At 72.8% G+C, this 14,670-nt stretch carries 16 protein-coding genes and 1 tRNA gene; 4 read left to right on the top strand and 13 right to left on the bottom strand.

Annotation, left to right across the window (positions count from 1 at the left end; all coding sequences use genetic code 11):
* Window positions 1–5: 5 nt before the first annotated feature.
* From J2X60_RS00575 to serS, 4 genes are all read right to left on the bottom strand, one after another.
* Window positions 6–533 (bottom strand): GNAT family protein, encoded by a 528-nt coding sequence (locus tag J2X60_RS00575; RefSeq protein ID WP_309886143.1) that lies wholly within the window; start codon window positions 531–533, stop codon window positions 6–8.
* A tRNA-Ser gene (locus tag J2X60_RS00570) sits at window positions 533–620 on the bottom strand. Before J2X60_RS00570 ends, J2X60_RS00575 begins: the two co-directional genes overlap by 1 nt.
* Before the next feature lie 52 nt (window positions 621–672).
* Complete coding sequence (locus J2X60_RS00565; protein ID WP_309780363.1) at window positions 673–1,527, bottom strand: HAD family hydrolase; 855 nt, start codon at window positions 1,525–1,527, stop codon at window positions 673–675.
* Window positions 1,524–2,789, bottom strand: a complete 1,266-nt coding sequence (gene serS, locus J2X60_RS00560) for a serine--tRNA ligase (RefSeq protein WP_070418122.1) — start codon at window positions 2,787–2,789, stop codon at window positions 1,524–1,526. The genes J2X60_RS00565 and serS overlap by 4 nt, the downstream gene beginning before the upstream one ends.
* A 128-nt stretch (window positions 2,790–2,917) precedes the next feature.
* Here serS and J2X60_RS00555 point away from each other — a divergent pair, with 128 nt between their 5' ends.
* On the top strand, window positions 2,918–3,988 hold the full coding sequence (locus J2X60_RS00555) for a diacylglycerol kinase family protein (protein WP_309886141.1): 1,071 nt from the start codon (window positions 2,918–2,920) through the stop codon (window positions 3,986–3,988).
* A 158-nt stretch (window positions 3,989–4,146) separates the two neighbouring features.
* Here the strand turns inward: J2X60_RS00555 and pheA are convergent, their stop codons facing one another.
* The 4 genes from pheA to J2X60_RS00535 are packed head-to-tail and all read right to left on the bottom strand — an operon-like array spanning window position 4,147 to window position 7,600.
* On the bottom strand, window positions 4,147–5,103 hold the full coding sequence (gene pheA / locus J2X60_RS00550; protein ID WP_071296051.1) for a prephenate dehydratase: 957 nt from the start codon (window positions 5,101–5,103) through the stop codon (window positions 4,147–4,149).
* 52 nt (window positions 5,104–5,155) lie between these two features.
* The gene (locus J2X60_RS00545; RefSeq protein ID WP_309886139.1) at window positions 5,156–5,701 is read right to left on the bottom strand and encodes a MarR family transcriptional regulator; all 546 of its coding nucleotides are present in this window, start codon (window positions 5,699–5,701) and stop codon (window positions 5,156–5,158) included.
* Window positions 5,702–5,729: 28 nt separating this feature from the next.
* The gene (locus tag J2X60_RS00540; RefSeq protein ID WP_309886137.1) at window positions 5,730–6,167 is read right to left on the bottom strand and encodes a hypothetical protein; all 438 of its coding nucleotides are present in this window, start codon (window positions 6,165–6,167) and stop codon (window positions 5,730–5,732) included.
* Complete coding sequence (locus J2X60_RS00535) at window positions 6,164–7,600, bottom strand: molybdopterin-dependent oxidoreductase (protein ID WP_309886135.1); 1,437 nt, start codon at window positions 7,598–7,600, stop codon at window positions 6,164–6,166. The genes J2X60_RS00540 and J2X60_RS00535 overlap by 4 nt, the downstream gene beginning before the upstream one ends.
* A 54-nt stretch (window positions 7,601–7,654) precedes the next feature.
* Here J2X60_RS00535 and J2X60_RS00530 point away from each other — a divergent pair, with 54 nt between their 5' ends.
* Genes J2X60_RS00530 through J2X60_RS00520 form a run of 3 tightly spaced genes read left to right on the top strand, consistent with a single transcriptional unit; the run spans window position 7,655 to window position 10,391 of the window.
* A complete protein-coding gene (locus J2X60_RS00530; protein WP_309780366.1) occupies window positions 7,655–9,100 on the top strand; it encodes a glycosyltransferase family 87 protein in 1,446 nt (481 codons plus the stop codon).
* A gap of 5 nt (window positions 9,101–9,105) precedes the next feature.
* Window positions 9,106–10,149 carry a GTP 3',8-cyclase MoaA gene (gene moaA, locus J2X60_RS00525; RefSeq protein ID WP_309886133.1) on the top strand — a complete coding sequence of 348 codons (1,044 nt, stop codon included), beginning with the start codon at window positions 9,106–9,108 and terminating at the stop codon, window positions 10,147–10,149.
* On the top strand, window positions 10,146–10,391 hold the full coding sequence (locus J2X60_RS00520) for a MoaD/ThiS family protein (RefSeq protein WP_229087358.1): 246 nt from the start codon (window positions 10,146–10,148) through the stop codon (window positions 10,389–10,391). Before moaA ends, J2X60_RS00520 begins: the two co-directional genes overlap by 4 nt.
* Window positions 10,392–10,398: 7 nt before the next feature.
* Here the strand turns inward: J2X60_RS00520 and J2X60_RS00515 are convergent, their stop codons facing one another.
* The 5 genes from J2X60_RS00515 to J2X60_RS00495 are packed head-to-tail and all read right to left on the bottom strand — an operon-like array spanning window position 10,399 to window position 14,604.
* Window positions 10,399–11,445: an ATP-binding cassette domain-containing protein gene (locus J2X60_RS00515; RefSeq protein WP_309886130.1), complete on the bottom strand. Its 1,047-nt coding sequence runs from the start codon at window positions 11,443–11,445 to the stop codon at window positions 10,399–10,401.
* Complete coding sequence (locus tag J2X60_RS00510; protein WP_070418114.1) at window positions 11,442–12,266, bottom strand: ABC transporter permease; 825 nt, start codon at window positions 12,264–12,266, stop codon at window positions 11,442–11,444. The genes J2X60_RS00515 and J2X60_RS00510 overlap by 4 nt, the downstream gene beginning before the upstream one ends.
* A gap of 3 nt (window positions 12,267–12,269) precedes the next feature.
* A complete protein-coding gene (modA, locus tag J2X60_RS00505; RefSeq protein ID WP_309886128.1) occupies window positions 12,270–13,103 on the bottom strand; it encodes a molybdate ABC transporter substrate-binding protein in 834 nt (277 codons plus the stop codon).
* Complete coding sequence (locus J2X60_RS00500) at window positions 13,100–14,197, bottom strand: ThiF family adenylyltransferase (RefSeq protein ID WP_309886126.1); 1,098 nt, start codon at window positions 14,195–14,197, stop codon at window positions 13,100–13,102. Before J2X60_RS00500 ends, modA begins: the two co-directional genes overlap by 4 nt.
* Window positions 14,194–14,604, bottom strand: a complete 411-nt coding sequence (locus tag J2X60_RS00495) for a TOBE domain-containing protein (protein WP_309780372.1) — start codon at window positions 14,602–14,604, stop codon at window positions 14,194–14,196. Before J2X60_RS00495 ends, J2X60_RS00500 begins: the two co-directional genes overlap by 4 nt.
* Window positions 14,605–14,670: the final 66 nt, after the last annotated feature.

Below are 14,670 nucleotides of genomic sequence, written 5' to 3'. Positions count from 1 at the left end.
GGGGCTCACCGGTCGGTCGGAGCGAGGAGCTGGAACATGACGTGGTCGCGCCACGTCCCGGCGATCCTGAGGTACTCGGGCGCCAGGCCGTAGCGCGTGAACCCCGCTGCCTGCAGTGCACGCTGCGAGCCCACGTTCTCGGGCAGGGTCTCCGCCTGGACACGGTGGAGCCGCAGCACCTCGAACGCGTGCGCCGCAGCCGCCCGGACAGCCCGGGAGGCATGCCCCTGCCGGACTCGGTCGGCGCGGATCCAGTACCCCATCGCACACGACTGCAGGGCACCGCGGGTGATGCCGCTCAGCGTGATCCGGCCGAGCAGTTCGCCGTCGACCGACTCGATCACGAACGGGACGGACGTGCCGGCACGCTCGGCCGCGAGGGCCTGGACGATGACGTCGTGCTGCCCCGCCTCGGTGAAGTAGGCGGGCGAACGGGTCGGTTCCCACGGCCGCAGGTGGTCGGCGCTCGCACTGACGACGGCCGCGAGCGTCGCAGCGTCGTCGACGCGGATCAGGCGCAGGCGTGTGTCCATGGCGGAGGGTGTGGGATTCGAACCCACGAGACATCTCTGCCCACCTGTTTTCAAGACAGGCTCCATCGGCCGCTCGGACAACCCTCCAGCGACGCGACCACGTGGCGAGACGTGATCGCGTCCCGGGAAGTCTACCGGGCTAGCGCGGCAGGGAGTCGAGCGCAGCCGCCAGGCCGTCGTCGGTCACGCCACCCGTGAGCTCGTTGCCCGCGTCCACGACGTCCTCGGGTGCCTGCCCCATGACGACGCCGCGCCCCGAGGTCGAGGCCCACCGGAGCATGTCGATGTCGTTCCGACCGTCGCCCGCGGCGAACACGCGGGAGCGCGGGATGTCGAGCCACTCGCGGACCCGTTCCATCGCGGTGGCCTTCGTCACGCCCTCGGGAGCGATGTCGAGCCACGACGTCCAGCCCACCGAGTACGAGACCTTGTGCAGGCCCATCTGCTCGACGATCTGCAGGAAGTCCTCGGTGTCGTGCCCGGGAGAGATGACCACGACGCGGGTCGCCTCGACGCCGAGCAGCCGCTCGAACGGGACGTGCTCACCGGCGACGGTCATCGTGTCGTCGGGGAAGTTGCCGGACAGCAGGAAGTGGCCGGTCTGGTCCTCGACGCCGAACGCGGCGTTCTCGAGGGCGCCGTGGATGGTCTGCAGGACCTCGCTCGGGTCGAACTGCTCGACGTGCACCCGCTCGTAGGAGCCGTCGGGACGTCGTGCGAGCGTCAGCGCTCCGTTCGCGCAGACGAGGTACTTCGGCTGGATGCCGAGCGTGTCGAGCAGCGGGACGGTCATGCCCTCGCTGCGACCGGTGCTGAGCATGACCTCGTGTCCGGCCGCCTCGGCATCGCGGAGCGCGGCGATCACGGTGTCGGTGACGACACCGTCCTCGCGCATGGTGGTGCCGTCGATGTCGAGCGCCACCAACCAGCGCTTCGTCCGGGCCGGCGCACCCGCACCGGCCGAACCGTCGACGAACCGACCCTGCGTGCTCATCGGGGCTCGATCACCTCGACGCCGCCCAGGTAGGGACGGAGGACCTCGGGCACGACGACCGAACCGTCGGCCTGCTGGTGCGTCTCGAGGATCGCGACGATCCACCGGGTGGTCGCGAGGGTGCCGTTCAGGGTCGCGACCGGCGCGGTCTTCCCGCTCTCGGTGCGGTACCGGATGTCGAGGCGACGAGCCTGGAACGTCGTGCAGTTCGACGTCGACGTGAGCTCGCGGAAGGTGCCCTGCGTCGGGACCCACGCCTCGATGTCGTACTTGCGCGCCGCACTCGTGCCGAGGTCGCCACCCGCCACGTCGATCACGCGGTAGTGCAGCCCGAGGTCCTGCAGCATCTGCTCCTGGTACCCGACGAGCTTGGCGTGCTCGGCCTCGGCCTGGTCCGGGTGGACGTAGGCGAACATCTCGAGCTTGTTGAACTGGTGCACGCGCAGGATGCCGCGGTTGTCCTTGCCCGCCGACCCCGCCTCGCGCCGGTAGCAGGTCGACCAGCCGGCGTACCGCAGGCCGTCGCCACCGTCGAAGGAGAGGATCTCGTCGGCGTGGAACCCGGCGAGGGCGACCTCGCTCGTGCCGGTCAGGTAGAGGTCGTCCGCCTCGAGCCGGTAGACCTCGGCCGCGTGCTCGCCGAGGAAGCCCGTGCCGGCCATGGTCTCGGGGCGCACGAGCGTCGGGGTGATGAGCGGCTCGAAGCCTGCGGCGATCGCACGGTCGAGGCCGAGCGACATCAGGGCGATCTCGAGCCGTGCACCGAGGCCGCGCAGGAAGTAGAACCGCGAGCCGGAGACCTTCACGCCGCGCGGGATGTCGATGATGCCGAGGTGCTCGCCGAGGTCGGCGTGGTCCTTCGGCTCGAAGTCGAACTCCGGCTTCGTGCCGACGGTGCGGAGCGTGACGAAGTCGTCCTCGCCGCCCTTCGGCACGTCGGGCAGCACGACGTTCGGGATGCTCCGGACGACCGCGTTGAAGGACTCCTCGGCCGCGGTGACGGTCGCCTGCGCTTCCTTCACCTTCGCGGCGAGCGCCTGGGCCTGCTGCACGAGCGCGGCCTTCTCGTCCTTCGGGGCCTTCGCGACGGTCTTGCCGAAGGCGTTCTGCTCGGCCCGGAGGGACTCGAACGAGGTGATCGCGCTCCGCCGTGCCGCGTCCGCGGCGACGGCCTCGTCGACGACGGCGACGGAGGCGCCGCGCGCCTCCTGCGAGGCCTTGATGACGTCCGGGTTGTCACGCAGCAGCTGGGGATCGATCACCGCACCATCCTAAAGGGGCGCAGTTGCGGACGGACTGGAGGCGCGGTGCGGGCCCGACCCGCGCCTCCAGGCCCGAGACGGGTCGTCACGACCGTCCGCTCGCAGCATCCGATCGGTACCGTTGGTGCATGTCGACCCCTTCGGAGACCGCGCCCGCGGACCAGGACGCCCTCCAGACCGAACAGCGGACGGCCGCGGTGGTCTACAACCCGGTCAAGGTCCACTTGCCGACCCTCAAGCGCACCGTCGAGAAGCACCAGCAGGAGGCCGGCTGGGCCGAGACCCTCTGGTTCGAGACGACGGAGGAGGACCCGGGCGGCGGCATGGCCCGCGCCGCGCTCGAAGCCGGCGCCGACGTCGTCGCCGCCGCGGGTGGGGACGGCACCGTCCGCGCCGTGGCCGAGGTGGTGCACGGGTCCGACGCCTCGCTGGCGCTGCTGCCGAGCGGCACGGGCAACCTGCTCGCGCGGAACATGAAGTTGCCGCTGGACGACCTCGGCGGGATGGCCAAGGCGATCTTCACCGGGCACGACCGTTCGATCGACTTCGGACTGCTCGGTGTCGAGCGTCCCGACGGCTCCCGCGACCGGTTCGGCTTCGTCGTGATGGCCGGCCTCGGGCTCGACGCCCGCATGCTCGCGAACACGCGCCCCGAGCTGAAGAAGCGCGTCGGGTGGCTCGCCTACCTCGACTCGCTGTTCCGCTCCGTCCGGGACACCGACGGCTTCGAGTTCAAGTACCGGCTCGACGAGTCGGCGCGCAACGGCTCGGTCCGGGCGCACTCGGTCATCGTCGGCAACTGCGGCATGCTCCAGGCCAACGCCATGCTCCTGCCCGATGCCGAGATCGACGACGGGGTGTTCGACATCGTCGTGATGCGGCCTCGGGGGTTCTTCGGCTGGGTGCGCATCGCGGCCCGGGTGTTCTGGGAGAACGGGATCCTGCGGTGGTTCCGCCGGTCGGCCTTGTCCGACACCGTGATCGGCCGCCGGATCACGACGGCCGCGAAGCAGGAGCGCCCGCTGCGGTACCTGCGCGGCGAGGAGTTCACGCTGCGCCTGACGAAGCCGGACGAGTTCGAGATCGACGGCGACCCGGTGGGCGAGATCGTGGCGTTCCGCGCGAAGATCGACCCGGGCTCGCTGGACGTGCGGATCCCCGCGGTCGAGCCGGCGACGGGCCGCGGCCGCCGGCGGTAGCCGCGCCGCCGCGCGCGCCGCGGCGCGGCGGTACGCGCGCAGCGCACAACGAAAGTCCCGCGGAACCACGCGACGACGTGGTTCCGCGGGACTTTGGTTGTGCGGGAGCAGATCGCGCCGGTGCACGAGGGGTCGCGCGCAGCGCGCGGAGCCAGCGCTCAGCGCGCCTCGGGCTCGCCGGACACGATCGCGCGCAGCCAGTCGCGGGCTTCGACGAACGCGACGTCCGAGTATCGCGCGGGCACCTCGGGCCGGACCCCGTCGGCCCGCGGGTACGACCCGAGGAACGTCACGCGCGGGCTGAACCGCCGCAGGCCGAGCAGTGCGTCCGCCACGCGCTCGTCCCGCACGTGCCCGTCGAGGTCGATGACGAACCGGTATCGCCCGAGCTCGTCGCCGATCGGCCGCGAGGACAGCAACCCCATGTTGATGCCCCGCGTCGCGAACTGCTCGAGCATGTCGACCAGGGCGCCGGGGTGGTCGGCGGGGAGCTCGACGATGACGCTGGTCTTGTCGGCGCCGGTCGGCTCGGGCAGCGCCAGGGTCTTCGACACGAGCACGAACCGGGTGACCGCCGAGGCGTTGTCCCCGATGGACGAGGCCAGGACCTCGAGCGCGTAGTGGTCGGTGATCCCCGGGGGTGCGACCGCGGCGTCGGCGGTGGGGTGCTCGTCGAGCAGGGCTGCCGCGGCGGCCACGTTCGAGGACGCTGGGATGTGCCCGTGGCCGCGGACGTTCGCCTCGAGCCAGTTGTGGGTCTGGGCGTAGGCCACGGGGTGCGCGTTCACAGTCCGGACGTCGGCGAGCGCGGTGCCGGGGCGGGCGACGAGCACGAAGTCGACGGGGACGAGGTACTCCCCCACGATGCGCACGCCGGGGATCCGGGCGAGGGCGTCCTGCGTCGCACTGACCCCGCCGTCGACGCTGTTCTCGATGGCGATGACGGCACCGATCGACCGGCCGCTGACGACGTCGTCGAGGGCCTCGCCGACGTTGTTGACACTCCGCCAGGGCTTGCCGGCCGCGGCGTCCACGAGCTTGAGCGCGGCCTCGGTGAAGGTCCCTGCGGGTCCGAGGTAGGAGTACGTGTCGGACGGCGCGGCGGACTCGGTCATGCGGCGAGCCTATTGCAACGCCCACGAGCCGCAGGCGTGCGTGACGGTGGCGTCAGTCGGTCGCCGTGCCGGTCAGCCGGGCCTCGCAGATGGCGGGCTCGTCGTCGTCGCGCGGGTAGGTCAGGGCGGCGAACCGCCCCTCGGGGTCGAGCCGGCTGAGGAGCGCCGCGGCGATGCCGTCGAGCTGCCCGACCTGCTCGTCGCTCAGCGCGTCGATCACCACGCGACGGGCGGTCCGGACGTGGTCAGGGGCCGCGTCGACGATGGTCGCGTAGCCGGCGTCGGTCAGCCGGACGTCGGTCGCGCGCCGGTCGTCGGTCGAGGGACAGCGCGCCACGAGGCCGCGCTTCTCGAGCCGGGACACCACGTGGGACAGCCGCGGCAGCGAGGCGTTCGTCGCCGAGGCGAGCGCCGACATCCGGAGCGTCCGGGAGTCGGTCTCGGAGAGCATCGCGATGACCATGTAGTCGAAGTGCGTCAGGTCGGCGTCACGCTGGAGCTGCTGGTCGAGCGCGGCCGGCAGGAGCTCCATGACCGCGACGAGCTTCATCCACGCGCGCAGCTCGTCGCGGGTGAGCCACGGGGTGTCGTCGGTCATGCGTCGAGTCTACCGAAAGGTTGTCGGTTTAACCAGTACTCGCGCGAACGCGTACCGGACGACGTGCGGCGACCACGAGCACCGCCACGACGACGAGCAGCAGGACCCCCTCGACGAGGAGCAGCCGCGCGCCGTAGTCGAACGGCAGCACCGTCGGGTTCTTCTGCCCGTGCGCCTTCGCCGCGATCTCCGGCAGGACCACGAGCGCGAGGACGCTCCCGAGCACGACGACCGCCTGCACGACGACGAGCGCCCAGGCACGCAGCGTCCGCCCGGTCCGACGCAGGAGGAGCCCCACTCCGACGACGAACGGCGACAGGATCGCGTCGTGCAGGACCACGGCCCCGAGGAGCCAGGTCGCCAGCCCCCAGATCCGGTTCGGTCGGACCGTCGTCACGAGGACGTACGCCCCGAACGCGATGACGAGCACCCCGACCACGACGAGCACGATGCGTGCGGCCCTCATGCGATCACCTCGATCTTCTCGATCCACTTGGTCTGCAGCACACCGGGTCGTCCGGGAGCGATGATCCGCGCCGGGAACCCGTGGTCGAGGTCGAGCGTCGCGCCGTTCAGCTCGAGCGCGATGAGCGTCGTCGGGTCCTCGGCGTACTCGGGGCCCATGTCCATGATGCGGTAGCCGCCGTGCCGCTCGAGGCTCGTCACCCGCACGTGCGACCCCGGCGCCGCCTGCACGGCATCGAGCAGGTCGCGCATCCGCACGCCCTTCCAGGTCGCCATCTGGCTCCAGCCCTCGACGCAGGAGATCGGGAGCTCGGCCTCGGCGGTGCCGAGCGCCACGAGCTCGGCACGCGAGAAGGTGCGGACCACGTCGTGCCCGACGACGGTCAGGGACCAGTCGGCGGCGGTGGCGGTGGCCAGCACACCGGCGGCACGAGCCGTGCGGTTGACCGGCAGGTCGTTCGGCCCGCGGTGCCGCTGTCGGGCACCGAACACGTTGAACGGCTCGGCGAGCGTGCTCGACTGTCCGGCGGTCAACGCCACGACACCGACCGTCGCGGCGGTCACACCGGCGAAGAACCCGCGTCGGGCGATCCGCTCACGTCGACCGTCGGTCGCCTCCGGCGTGGTCCGGGAGGCGCGGATCGCCTCCGCCGCACCGTCCTGCGGCGCGCCGAGACTCGGCTCTGCGGACGCCGCTCGGGTCGCGGACGCCGAGTCCGGTCCGCCGGGACGAGTCTCGGCAGCGTCCGCCGGGACGGCCGGGACGGCCGGGACGGCCGGGACGCCATCGACCCAGCGGAGCACACGGCCGGTGATGCCGCGGGGGTAGGACGCGACCGCCTGTGGAGCCGCATCCGGCGCGGCGGAAGCGCCCCGTTCCTCCTGGATGGGCGAGAGCAGCTCGCTCCCCGCGGCCGGGTCGACCACGAACCGGCCGTGCTCGTCGTACGAGTCCCGCTTCCGCCAGTACCGGGTGATCAGCGGGAGCTTCACGCCGATGTGCAGCACGAGCGACCCGATGAGCACGTACGCGAGCGCGTTGTGGACCTGCTTGAACGGGAACGGCCACGGGTACCACTGGTACGTGTTGAGCAGGCCCGTCGTCACCTGCACGATCGCCGACGCCACGAACACCGCGATGGACAGCCGCTCGAGCAGGTGCAGGGGCCCACGCACCGGCGGGGTCTGCACGAGTGCCGGCATGACCGTGTTGAGCTTCGCGAGCAGCAGCGGGATGATCGCGATCCCCGCGGTGATGTGCACGCCCTGCGTGAACTGGTAGAGCTGCGCGGGACGGGTCGGGAACCGCATCCACGGCAGCGGCTGCTGCAGGAAGTAGCTGTAGACGCCGGTCGCGAAGCAGACGAGGAACGCCACCCCGAGCAACCGCCCCAGGACGACCGCCGTCCGCGCGTTCCGGTTCGGCGACGCCATCGCGGATCGTGCATCCAGGAGCAGCCCGCGGACCATGGATAGCCTCGTCGCACCATGAGTGAACGACTTCGCCCCGGCCGACTCCTGCCGACCGTGCTGGCCGTGGTCGGCGTGCTCGCTCTGTCGGGCGTCATCGCCTTCGGCGTCACGCATCTGGGGTTCCTCCGGTCCGGTCATCGTTCCCCATTCGTTGCGTGGACCCTGATCGCTTGGACGGTGTTCGCGATCGCGGTGCTCGCGCTGCGGTTCGTCCCGGCGAAGTGGATGACGTGGCTCGTGGTCGGCGGTGGCCTGGTGGTCGGGCTCGCCGCCATCGCCGGGCCGCCCAACACCAGCACCGACTCTGCTCGCTACGCCTGGGACGGCATCGTGCAACACGCCGGGATCTCGCCGTACGCACACACGCCGCAGTCGACCGCGTTGTCCGGTCTGCGCCCCGACTGGCTCTTCCCCGACAAGGTCGACGGCACGTGCAAGCCGCTCGAGCCCCGGTTCCGCGGGCTCGGCGACGGCGCGGACGGGCACTGCGTCGCGATCAACCGCCCGGACGTCGTGACGATCTACCCGCCGATGGCCCAGCTCTGGTTCGCGGCGGTGCGGGCGTTCGTGCCGGCCACCGCGCAGTACATGCCGTTCCAGGTCGCGGGGCTGCTCCTGTCGCTCGGCGTCACCGTGGGCCTGGTCGTCGTGCTCCGCAAGCTCGGTCGTCCGACGTGGTGGGCCGCACTGTGGGCGTGGTCCCCGCTCGTCGCGTCCGAGGCCGTCACCAACTCGCACGTCGACGCCCTCGGCGCGGCCCTGGCCACCGCCGGCGCCGTGCTCGTCGCCTTCGGCCGGCCGATCTGGGGCGGGATCGCCCTCGGCGCCGCGACCGCGACGAAGCTCATCCCCGCGCTCGTGTACCCGCCACTGCTCGGTCGGTGGCGGAACTGGTGGGCGATCCCGGTCGGCATCGCGGTGTTCGGGCTGCTCTACGTGCCGTACGTGCTGACGACGGGCCTCGACGTCCTCGGCTACCTGCCCGGGTACCTGTCGGAAGAGGGCTACGAGGACGGCTCCCGGTTCGCCCTGGTCTCGCTGGTCTTCCACGGCGACGCGGCGACGCTCGTGGTCGGACTGCTCGTCCTGCTGGCGGCGTTCGTGGCGTGGCGGCTGTCCGACCCCGCGCGGCCGTGGTCCGGCGAGGTCCTCCTCATCGGCGTGACGTTCCTCGCGGTGAGCCCGCGCTACCCCTGGTACGCGCTGCTCCTCATCCCCTTCGTGGTGCTCTCCGGACGCTGGGAGTGGCTGTCGATCGGGCTCGCCATCGCCCTGCGCGGCGTCTGGCCGTCGGCGGACGCGTACCGCTGGTGGCTCGCCGCCGCGGTCGCCGTGGTCATCGTCGTCACGCTGGTGCGCACCCGGCGGTCCGACTGGGAGCGCTGGGGGCGCCGGCTCGCCTTCCGGGAACGAGCGCTCGCGATGTCATCAGGTGGAGGACCCGCCGACCCCGTACGCTGACGCTCATGGCACCCGCGACCATGCTCGGCTCCACCGGCGGCCTGCTCGACCGGTTCGGGCGGCGCGCGGTCGACCTGCGCGTGTCGCTCACCGAGCGCTGCAACCTGCGCTGCACCTACTGCATGCCGGCGGCCGGGCTGCCGTTCGCCCCTGACGACGCACTCATGACCGCGGCCGAGATCGAGCGGCTCGTCCGGCTCGCGACCGACCGCTTCGGCGTACGCAAGGTCCGCTTCACCGGCGGTGAGCCGATGCTCCGCCACGACCTCGTCAACGTGATCGCCCGGTGCGCCGCGCTCCCCGACGCCCCGGAGCTGTCGCTCACCACGAACGCGATCGGGCTCGCCCACCGCGCAGCCGCCCTGTACGACGCCGGCCTCCGACGTGTGAACGTGTCGCTCGACACCGTCGACCCGGACGTCTTCACCACCGTCACCCGGCGCCCGTTCCTCGACAAGGTCATCGCCGGGCTCGAGGCCGCCCGGGCAGCGGGGCTGGCGATCAAGGTCAACGCGGTGCTGCTGCGCGGCGTGAACGACCACCTGGCGCCCGACCTCATGCGGTGGTGCCTCGACCGCGGCTACGAGCTCCGGTTCATCGAGCAGATGCCGCTCGACCCCGACCACGCCTGGGACCGCACGTCGATGGTGACCGCGGCCGAGACCCGGGCGATGCTGTCCGAGTCCTTCGCCCTGGTGCCGGACGAGGCACCCCGCGACGGCGCCCCGGCGGAGCGCTTCCGGGTGCTCGCGCGGACGGCCGACGGCGGCGTCGGTGCGGAGCTCGGCACGATCGGCATCATCGCGAGCATCACCGAGTCGTTCTGCGCCGACTGCACCCGCACCCGTCTGACGGCCGACGGCAACGTCCGCAGCTGCCTCTTCTCGGACGACGAGACCGACGTGCTCGGCCCGATGCGCCAGGGAGCCTCCGACGACGAGGTCGCCGAGCTCTGGCGCCTGGCGATGTGGGCGAAGCCCCGCGACCACGGCGACGACAGCGACGACCTCGTGCACCCCACGCGGGGCATGAGCGCGATCGGCGGATGACGGTGACGACGATCCGGTTCTTCGCCGCGGCCCGGGCAGCGGTGGGCGTGGACGACGTCGCCGTGCGGGCAGCGACGCTCGACGAGGCCCTACGGTCGGTGACGGCGGACGATCCCGATCGGTGGCGGGCGCTGCAGGAGCGCTGCTCGTACCTCGTCGACGGGGTGACGACGCGCGACCGGGCGACCGGGCTCGACGGCGTGGCGGTCGTCGACGTCATGCCGCCCTTCGCCGGCGGCTGAGCCCGGCTCAGTCCGGCGTGGGTCCGTCCGGCCGGTAGACCGTCAGTTCGTCCGCCGGGACCGCGATCCGCACGGCATCCCCCGGCGCGAGCCCCAGCGCCGCAGCCACCGCGACGGTGACGTCCGCCACGAGGTCGCCGGTCCGCACCCGGACGAGCCCGTCCCGCGGTTCGAGTCCGGTCACCCGGCGCTCCGGCCCGGCACCGTCGCGCGTCACGACCGCGGCCGTCGGGTGGTAGACGGCGAGGGCGGACGAGCCAGGAGGCGCGGTGCCGGTCGACGACGCGAGCGCGCCCCCGTCGTCGAGGGCGATCCCACCCCGGGTGGCGGTGCCGCGCAGGAGCGTCAGACCCGAGAAGGACGCCGCGAACGCGCTGGTCGGACGCCCGAGGACGACGGCGGTCGACCCCTGCTCGGCGACCCGGCCGCCCTCGAGCACGACGATGCGGTCCGCGAGGGTGACGGCCTCGAGCGGGTCGTGCGTGACGAGGACCGTCGGTCGACCGGTCCGGGCGGTCCCGAGGGCGGAGCGGACCTCGGCCCGGGCGTCGACGTCGAGCGCCGAGGTGGGCTCGTCGAGCAGCAGGAGCGCCGGCTCGGTGGCGAGGGCCCGGGCGATCGCCACGCGCTGGGCCTGCCCTCCCGAGAGCGTCCCCGGTGCGCGGTCCGCCAGACCGGCCACGCCGACGGCGGCGAGGGCCGCGTCGGAGCGGAGCCGCGCCTCCTGGCCCCCGGACCCGGCCGCGCGCGGTCCGTAGCCGACGTTGCGGGCGACCGACAGGTGGGGGAAGAGGTCCGCGCGCTGGGCGACGAGCCCGACCCCGCGGCGGTGCGCTCGGACGCCCGTGAGCTCGCGGTCGCCGAGCAGGACCGATCCGGACCGGATGCGCAGCAGTCCGGCGAGGGCCTCGACGACCGTGGACTTGCCCGCGCCGTTCGGCCCGACCAGCGCGACGCACTCGTCCGGTGCGACGTCGAGGTGGACGTCGACGCCGCGGTCGGGGACGACGACGTGGGCGCGGAGGCCGCGGTGCGCCGGACGCTCGCGGCTCATGCGAGTGCCGTCCGGGTGCGGAGCGCGGAGGCGCCGATGACCACGAGCGCGACGACGACCAGCACGAGCGCCAGCGCGACCGCGGTGTCCGGGTCGATCTCGCGCTGCAGGTAGATCTCGAGGGGCAGCGTCCGGGTGACGCCCTGCAGGCTGCCGGCGAACGTGAGGGTCGCGCCGAACTCCCCGAGGGCACGGGCGAAGCAGAGGACGAGGCCGGCCAGGATGCCCGGGAGCACCCGCGGTGTCGTCACCGTCAGGAACGTCCGGGTCGGGGACGCACCGAGCGTCGCGGCGACCCGCTCGAACCGGTCGCCCCCGACGCGCAGCGCACCCTCGATCGAGGACACCAGGAACGGCATCGCGACGAAGGTCTGCGCGATCACGACCGCGGCCGTGGTGAAGGCGATCCGGAGACCGTGATCGTCGAGCCACGCCCCGACGACGCCGAGCCGACCGAACGCCGCGAGCAGGGCCAGTCCCCCGACGACCGGCGGCAGCACGAGCGGCAGCAGGACCAGGGCGCGTGCGGCCCCGATCCACCGCGACGTGGACCGGGCGAACAGGACGGCGAGCGGGTAGCCGAGCACGAAGGCGATGCCCGTCGCGGCGGCAGCGGTCCCGAGGCTCAGTCCGAGGGCGGTGAGCGACGCGGGCGACGTGACGAGTGCGCCGAACGACCCCCAGTCGACGCGGCCGACCATCGCCAGGACCGGGACCACCACGAACAGGCCGCCGAGGACCGCCGGGACCGGCAGCCACCACGGCACCGGGGTGCGGACGGACGGGCTCGCCCGGGGTGTTCGATCAGTGTGGTCGGGCACGGGTCAGGGGGCTCCGAAGCCGGCGTCGGCGAGCACCCTCTGGCCGGCGTCGGAACGCACGTACGCCGTGAACGCCGCCGCGAGGTCGGGGTTCGACGCGTCCTTCAGGACACCGATCGGGTAGGTGTTCACGGCCTTCGACGCCGCGTCGAACCGGACGCCGTCGACCTTGCCGCCGGCACCCTCGACGTCGGTCACGTAGACGAGTCCCGCGTCCGCCTGGCCGGACTCGACCTTGCCGAGGACGTCGGTCACCGACTGCTCCTCGCTGACCGGCTGCAGGTCGACACCGGTGGCCTGCTCGACCTTCGCGGTCGCGGCACCGCACGGCACCGGGATGGCGCAGGTGACGAGCTGCACGTCCGAGGCGGTCAGGTCGTCGAGGTCCTTGATGCCCTTCGGGTTGCCGGGCGCCACGGCGATCTCGAGGACGTTCGTGGCGAAGTCCCGCGGCGAACCGGCGGCGATGTCGGTCTTCACGAGCTTGTCCATGTTCGCCTCGTCGGCGGACGCGAACACGTCGGCGGGGGCGCCGTTCTGGATCTGGGTGACGAGGTCGCTCGAGCCGGCGAACGAGAAGGTGATCGTGGTCCCCGGGTGGGCGGCCTCGTACTGCTCGCCGAGGGTCGTGAACGTCTTCTGGAGCGACGCCGCGGCGAAGACGGTGATCTTCCCGGTCGGGGCCCCGGCCGTGCTGCTCGCGCTGGCGCTCGGGGCGGTGGTGTCCGTCGTGCCGGCCGTGCCAGCCGTGTCGGCCGTGCTGCAGCCGGCGAGGCCGACGGTGACGAGGGCGGTCGCGGCGATCAGGAGGGCGGCGTTCCGCACGTGCGTCGTCATTGCTCGATCGTATCCGCATCTGCGGTCGCTGTGGGCCGGATCGTCGGCAGGCCCTCCCGGTCCCAGGCCTGGATGCCCCCGTCGAGGACCATCGCGTCACGACCTGCGGCACGGGCTGCGCGTGCCCAGGCGGTCGCGCGGACGCCACTGGCGCACACCACGACGACGGGTCGGTCGTCGTCCGCGGCGAGGTCGTCCGGCGGGATGCTGCCGGCGACGATCCCGGTGGCGCGTTCGGCCGGGGTGCGGACGTCGACGAGGACGGGTCCGCCGCTGCCGCCGGTGGTCCGGTCGAGTCGGGCGGCGAGTGCCGCCGGGGCGATCCGGGGCGGGGCCTCGTCCACCGAGGGGGCCGGACGCCGGGAGCCCGGGCCGCGCCGCAGCGTGCTCTCGGTCCAGCGCCACCGCCGGGCGTCGACCGTGAGCACCCTGCCGGTCAACGGCTCCCCGATGCCGGCGACGAGCGCGGTCACCTGGGCCGCCATCACCGAGCCGACGGCGCCGCACAGCGCGGGCAGCACGCCGTCGAGCGCGCAGGACCCCTCGTCCGGCAGGGCGTCCGGGTGCAGGTCGTGGAAGTCGATCGGCTCCGGCCCGGCGTCGTGGAACACGGACACCTGCCCGTCGGTGCCGAGGACCGTGCCCCACACGAACGGCACCCCGGCCGTGGAGCAGGCGTCCGAGATCGCCCGGGTGACCTCGACGCTGTCCGCGGCGTCGACGACCACGTCGTGGCCCGCGACGTGGTCGGCGTGGAACGGCTCGGCGAGTGCGACGACCTCGAGCTCCGGGTCGACGCCCCGCACCCGCTCGGCCGCGCACTCGGCCTTGGGTCGCCCGACGTCCGCCGCGGCGAAGAGCGTCTGCCGTGCCAGGTTGGACGTGTCGACGACGTCGTGGTCGACGATGGTGACGCGGCGGAGCCCCGACCCGGCCAGGTACGTGAGCACGGGCGCGCCGAGGCCACCGGCGCCGACGACGAGGATGCTCGCCTCGGACAGCGCCCGGACGGCCCGGTCCCCCGCGCCCTGGAGCGCCGCGGTCCGGGACAGCAACCGACGGCGGTCGTCGCTCGTGTGCCGGTCGTCGGTCATGCGTCGGTCGGTTCCGCCGGCACCTCGACCGACACCATCGTCGCCTTGACCGACGCGACGGCGACCGTCCCGACCTCGAGCCCGAGGTCGCGGACGGCCTCGGCGCTCATGAGCGACACGACCCGGTGTGGGCCGCTCTGCAGCTCCACCTGCGCCATCACGCCGTCGACCACGAGGTCGGTGACGATCCCGACGAACCGGTTGCGCGCCGAGCTCTTCGTCCCCGACGGGTCGTCGAGCTGCCCGCCGACGCCGCGGATGTGCGCCGCGAGTTCCCGCCCGTCCACGACGGTCCGTCCGGAGGGGTCGGTCCCCCGCGTGAAGGTCCCGGCGTCGACCATCCGCCGGACGGTGTCGTCGCTGACGCCGAGGTACCGCGCGGCGTCGCGGATGCGGAGCTTCGTCATGGTCCTCCGCACGATACCGGTATGTGGAACTCTCAGTCTGGGCTGCGGGGACGCCGGGCACCTGCC

Origin of the sequence: Curtobacterium sp. 320, assembly GCF_031455235.1 — a bacterium.
Classification (GTDB): Bacteria; Actinomycetota; Actinomycetes; order Actinomycetales; family Microbacteriaceae; genus Curtobacterium.
The sequence above is the reverse complement of the archived record's forward strand: the minus strand, read 5'-3'. Positions and strand labels throughout refer to the sequence as shown.

What these genes read in the sequence shown, in the direction of transcription:
- J2X60_RS00575 (WP_309886143.1), bottom strand. Translation starts at nt 533, where the DNA reads ATGGACACACGCCTGCGCCTGATCCGCGTCGACGACGCTGCGACGCTC.
- J2X60_RS00565 (WP_309780363.1), bottom strand. Translation starts at nt 1,527, where the DNA reads ATGAGCACGCAGGGTCGGTTCGTCGACGGTTCGGCCGGTGCGGGTGCG.
- J2X60_RS00555 (WP_309886141.1), top strand. Translation starts at nt 2,918, where the DNA reads ATGTCGACCCCTTCGGAGACCGCGCCCGCGGACCAGGACGCCCTCCAG.
- pheA (WP_071296051.1), bottom strand. Translation starts at nt 5,103, where the DNA reads ATGACCGAGTCCGCCGCGCCGTCCGACACGTACTCCTACCTCGGACCC.
- J2X60_RS00545 (WP_309886139.1), bottom strand. Translation starts at nt 5,701, where the DNA reads ATGACCGACGACACCCCGTGGCTCACCCGCGACGAGCTGCGCGCGTGG.
- J2X60_RS00540 (WP_309886137.1), bottom strand. Translation starts at nt 6,167, where the DNA reads ATGAGGGCCGCACGCATCGTGCTCGTCGTGGTCGGGGTGCTCGTCATC.
- J2X60_RS00535 (WP_309886135.1), bottom strand. Translation starts at nt 7,600, where the DNA reads ATGGCGTCGCCGAACCGGAACGCGCGGACGGCGGTCGTCCTGGGGCGG.
- J2X60_RS00530 (WP_309780366.1), top strand. Translation starts at nt 7,655, where the DNA reads ATGAGTGAACGACTTCGCCCCGGCCGACTCCTGCCGACCGTGCTGGCC.
- moaA (WP_309886133.1), top strand. Translation starts at nt 9,106, where the DNA reads ATGGCACCCGCGACCATGCTCGGCTCCACCGGCGGCCTGCTCGACCGG.
- J2X60_RS00520 (WP_229087358.1), top strand. Translation starts at nt 10,146, where the DNA reads ATGACGGTGACGACGATCCGGTTCTTCGCCGCGGCCCGGGCAGCGGTG.
- J2X60_RS00515 (WP_309886130.1), bottom strand. Translation starts at nt 11,445, where the DNA reads ATGAGCCGCGAGCGTCCGGCGCACCGCGGCCTCCGCGCCCACGTCGTC.
- modA (WP_309886128.1), bottom strand. Translation starts at nt 13,103, where the DNA reads ATGACGACGCACGTGCGGAACGCCGCCCTCCTGATCGCCGCGACCGCC.
- J2X60_RS00500 (WP_309886126.1), bottom strand. Translation starts at nt 14,197, where the DNA reads ATGACCGACGACCGGCACACGAGCGACGACCGCCGTCGGTTGCTGTCC.
- J2X60_RS00495 (WP_309780372.1), bottom strand. Translation starts at nt 14,604, where the DNA reads ATGACGAAGCTCCGCATCCGCGACGCCGCGCGGTACCTCGGCGTCAGC.